This window comes from Phenylobacterium sp. (assembly GCF_036723115.1).
Taxonomy (GTDB): Bacteria; Pseudomonadota; Alphaproteobacteria; order Caulobacterales; family Caulobacteraceae; genus Phenylobacterium.
The window spans coordinates 1-4,209 of sequence record NZ_DAIMHV010000193.1 but is presented as its reverse complement, the minus strand read 5'-3'; the positions used below and the strand labels follow the sequence as shown (position 1 = coordinate 4,209).

Sequence of the window (4,209 nt, the reverse complement as noted above, 5' to 3'; positions counted from 1 at the left end):
GGCCGAAACCACGCCGTCCTCGCCGGTCTCCAGGCGGACGGGGGTGTCCAGGGGCACGCCCGACCGCAGCATGGCGCTGCCCTTGCCGCCCACGGCCTTGGCCAGGACGCCGGAGATATAGCCGCCGTTTGCGGTGACGGGGGGACCCCGGAACTGACGAGGAATGGTGATCTCGGCCATGGGAGACTCTTGGAAAATGGACGTCTGAAATGGGTCCGGGACAGGCCCGGCGGAAAGCAAGACCGCTAGATTGGGGGAAAAGCGCCCGGCTTGGCAATCGCCGCTTCGCGGAGGGGTCAGAGTCGGCCAGCCGACCAAGCATCCAATCCCGCCTCGACGGCGTTGGTGCGGCAAGCGCCAGACAACGGGAGACAGCCCATGGCCACCAACGGCAAGACCGACAAGATCGACGCCATCAAGCTTCTGAAACAGGACCACCGGGAGGTGGAGGACCTGTTCGAACAGTTCGAAAAGGCCCGCAGCGACGAGCGCAAGGCGCAGATCGTCAAGAAGATCTGCACCGAGCTGATCGTCCACACCCTGATCGAGGAGGAGATTTTCTACCCCACCTTCCGGGGCAAGATCGAAGACGACATCCTGGACGAAGGCTATGTGGAGCACGACGGGGCCAAGACCCTGATCGCCGAGCTGATGGCCGGCGCCCCGGACGACCCCTTCTATGACGCCAAGGTCTCGGTCCTCTCCGAGGAGATCGAGCACCATGTCAAGGAGGAGGAGCGTCCCGCCAAGGGCATGTTCGCCCAGTGCCGGGCCACCGATGTGGACCTGGACGCCCTGGGCGCCCAGATGCAGGCGCGCAAGCAGGAGCTGCTGGCCCAGTTCGAGGCCGAGGGCCTGCCCACGCCGGAAACCCGCTCGTTCAAGGGGGTGGAGCTGCGGCACGGCGCCCCCCCGCCGGCCCCGGCGGCGTAGAGATGTCGTCCGCCCGGACAGGAACGCCCCCCGCGCCCGCGCGGGGCGTTGGGGCTTTCTCTTGCGGGGCTTTCTCTTGACCGGGGCGCGCGGCGCGCGACATTTCTGAGCGCCACGTCCCGCGCCCGGAGAGACCGCCCTGACCGCCCCCATCCCCATCGCCGTGGCCGGCGCCCTTGGCCGCATGGGCCGCGCCGTCGCCGCCGCGGTGGAGAGCCGCGAAGACGCGCGCCTCTCCGCCCGGTTCGACCGCCCTGGCGCGCAAGGCGAGGGCCTGGCGGATCTCGCCACCGCCCTGGCCTCGGCCCAGGTCGTGATCGACTTCAGCACCCCGGCCGCCTCGGCCGAGCTGGCGGAGGCCTGCGCCGCGCGGGGGAACATCGCGCTCGTCATCGGCTCCACCGGCTTCGATGAGACCCACCTGGCGCGGATCGAGGCCTGCGCCGGCGCCATTCCCATCGTGCGGGCGGGGAACTTCTCCCTGGGCGTCAACATGCTCATGGGCCTGGTGGCCCGCGCCGCCCGGGCCCTGCCGGCCGAGGCCTATGACGTGGAGGTCTTCGAGGCCCACCACCGGCGCAAGGTGGACGCCCCGTCCGGCACCGCCCTGATGCTGGGCGAGGCCGCCGCCCAGGGGCGCGGGGTCGCCCTGGCCGACGTGGCCCGGCCGGCCCGCGACGGCCTCACCGGCGAGCGGCCCACGGGCGAGATCGGCTTTTCGGTGCTGCGCGGGGGCGGGATCATCGGGGAGCATTCGGTGGTGCTGGCCGCCGAGGACGAGATCCTCACCCTTTCCCACTCGGCCCGCGACCGGGGGCTGTTCGCCCGCGGCGCGGTGACCGCGGCGCTGTGGGCGGCGGGCCAGCCGCCGGGCGCCTATGACATGCAGGACGTGCTGGGGCTGAAGGACTGATGGACCATCCCCTGCTCGCCCTGGACGCCAGCGGTCAGGTCTCCGTCCTGGCGTCGGGCCGGGTGGGGGCGGTGGACCTGCTGAAAGCCGTGCTGGCCCGGCACGAACAGACCCACCACGCCCTGAACGCCGTGGTGGCCGCCGATCTGGAGCGGGCCCTGGAGCGCGCCCGGGCCATCGATGATCTCCGCGCCCGGGGAGACAGCCTGGGTCCCCTGGCCGGCCTGCCCATGACCATCAAGGACACCCTGGATGTCAGCGGCATGCCCGCCTCGGCCGGGCTGGAGGTTCACCGGCGGCGCAAGGCCGATGACGCCGCCGCCGTCGCCCTGGCGCGCAAGGCCGGCGCGGTCATCTGGGGCAAGACCAATGTGCCGGTGATGGCCGGGGACTGGCAGAGCTATAACAGCCTCTATGGCGCCACCAACAATCCCTGGGACGCCGAACGCACGCCGGGGGGCTCCTCCGGCGGGGCGGCCGCGGTGGTGGCCGCGGGCGTCAGCGCGCTGGAGATCGGCTCGGACATCGGCGGCTCCCTGCGGGTTCCGGCCCATTTCTGCGGCGTCTTCTCGCACAAGCCCACCTGGGGGCTGGTCCCCCAGCGGGGCCATGTGCCGCCGAGCCCGGGTTCCTGGCAGGAGCCGGACCTGAACGTCATCGGCCCCCTGGCCCGTTCGGCCCGGGATCTGCGCCTGCTCCTGTCGATCATGGCCGATGGCGGGGTCTCGGCCCGGGCCCCGGCGGCGGACCTGCCCAAGGTCAAGCTCGGCCTGTGGCTCGAGGCGCCGGGCCTGCCCCTGGACCCCCCCGTGCGCCGGGCCATCGAGGCCTTCGCCGCCGAACTGGAGGCCGCGGGCGTGGTGGTGGAGCCGGTGGCGGCGCCGGTGGACATGGCCACCCTGCTGGAGGCCTACATGACCCTGCTGGGCGCCATCATCGGCTCTGACCTGCCCGAGGCGGACTATCGCCGCATGGAGATGCTGCGCGGCCCCGCCCGCCTGGCCCGGGGGGAGGACCCGTTCTCCTGGGCCCGGTCGGTGCGGGCCTATACCGCCCGGCACCGGGAGTGGCTGGCCGCCGACGCCGTGCGCGCCCGCCTGCGCCGGGAGGTGGAGACCGCCTTCGAGCGCTATGACGCCATTCTGGCCCCGGTGGCGCCGGTGGCCGCCTTCCCCCACGACCATCGCAGTTTCGCCGGCCGCCGGTTGAGCCTCTCTGACGGATCGACCATCCCCTATGTCGCCATGCTGGGCTGGATCGCGCTGGCCACCGCCCTCTATCTGCCGGCGGTCACCCTGCCGGCGGGCCAGGCCGGCGGTCTGCCGGTCGGCGTGCAGATGATCGGACCGCACGGGGGCGACGGGCGGCTGCTCTCCATCGCCCAGGCCATCGACGAGAATGTGCGCGGCTTCACCCCGCCCGAGCTGAAGCTCTAGCGCACCGAGGTCCAGGGCCGCGACAGAAGGCCGGCGCAGTTGATCAGGCCCACCAGGGAGTAGGTCTGGGGGTAGTTGCCCCAGAGCTCGTTCCCGTCGAAGGAGATGTCCTCCGACAAGAGGCCCGCGGCGGTGCGCCGCGTCAGCATCTCCTCGAAGAGCTCGCGGGCCTCTTCGGCCCGGCCCGACAGATAGAGGGCCTCGATCAGCCAGAAGGTGCAGATGTTGAAGGCCGTCTTGGGCTCGCCGAAGTCGTCGGGGATGGCGTAGCGCAGCATGTAGGGGCCGCGGCGCAGGCCCTTTTCCACCGCCTCTATGGTGGCCTTCATGCGCGGGTCGCTGGCCGGGGTGAAGCGGACGTCCACCAGCTGCAGCAGGCTGGCGTCCAACTCCTCGCCGTCGAAGGTGGCGGCGAAGCGGCCGAGCTTTTCATTATAGGCGCGGGCCTCGATCACCTGGCGCATCTCCGCGGCGCGGGCGTTCCAGTACTGGGCCCGCTCCAGCAGGCCGAGCTGCACCGCGGCGTTGCCCAGCCGGTCGCAGGCCGCCCAGCACATCACCGCCGAATAGGTGTGGATCGCTTCGCGGCCGCGGAACTCCCACAGGCTGGCGTCGGGGGTGGCGTAGAGCTCATAGGCCCGCTCCCCCACCGGCTCCAGGGCGCGGAAGTCGTCCACCGTGGCCGGCCGCAGCAGGCGCTCGTCGAAGAAAGCCTGGACCGTTGACAGGATGATCTGGCCATAGACGTCGTGCTGCAGGTGCTCGTGGGCCTGGTTGCCGATGCGTACCGGCCCCATGCCGCGATAGCCGGGCAGGGCCCGGGCGATGCGTTCGGTCAGGCCAGGCTCCAGCCCCACCCCATAGACCGGCTGCACATGGCCCCCGCCCTCCTCGTCCACGAGGTTGCGCAGGTAGGAGAGGTAGTTC

The 4,209-nt window shown here is 71.5% G+C and carries 5 protein-coding genes; 3 read left to right on the top strand and 2 right to left on the bottom strand.

What is annotated here, in order from left to right:
* Positions 1 to 180 (bottom strand): hypothetical protein (locus V7D28_RS14145; protein WP_333588026.1); only part of this gene is annotated, 180 nt, incomplete at its 3' end.
* A gap of 198 nt (positions 181 to 378) precedes the next feature.
* Here V7D28_RS14145 and V7D28_RS14140 point away from each other — a divergent pair.
* The 3 genes from V7D28_RS14140 (at position 379) to V7D28_RS14130 (ending at position 3,282) form a co-directional block, all read left to right on the top strand.
* A complete protein-coding gene (locus V7D28_RS14140) occupies positions 379 to 933 on the top strand; it encodes a hemerythrin domain-containing protein (RefSeq protein WP_333588025.1) in 555 nt (184 codons plus the stop codon).
* 139 nt (positions 934 to 1,072) lie between these two features.
* Entirely contained in the window at positions 1,073 to 1,846 is a 774-nt protein-coding gene (dapB, locus tag V7D28_RS14135; protein WP_333588027.1) for a 4-hydroxy-tetrahydrodipicolinate reductase, read from the top strand.
* On the top strand, positions 1,846 to 3,282 hold the full coding sequence (locus tag V7D28_RS14130; protein WP_333588024.1) for an amidase family protein: 1,437 nt from the start codon (positions 1,846 to 1,848) through the stop codon (positions 3,280 to 3,282). The genes dapB and V7D28_RS14130 overlap by 1 nt, the downstream gene beginning before the upstream one ends.
* Here the strand turns inward: V7D28_RS14130 and V7D28_RS14125 are convergent.
* The coding region (locus V7D28_RS14125) for a glycoside hydrolase family 15 protein (RefSeq protein ID WP_333588023.1) at positions 3,279 to 4,209 on the bottom strand (931 nt) is incomplete at its 5' end. The two genes, V7D28_RS14130 and V7D28_RS14125, sit on opposite strands and share 4 nt — an antisense overlap.

Bases quoted from the DNA above. Each gene is read 5' to 3' on its own strand.
- V7D28_RS14140 (WP_333588025.1), top strand. From the start codon at position 379: ATGGCCACCAACGGCAAGACCGACAAGATCGACGCCATCAAGCTTCTG.
- V7D28_RS14130 (WP_333588024.1), top strand. From the start codon at position 1,846: ATGGACCATCCCCTGCTCGCCCTGGACGCCAGCGGTCAGGTCTCCGTC.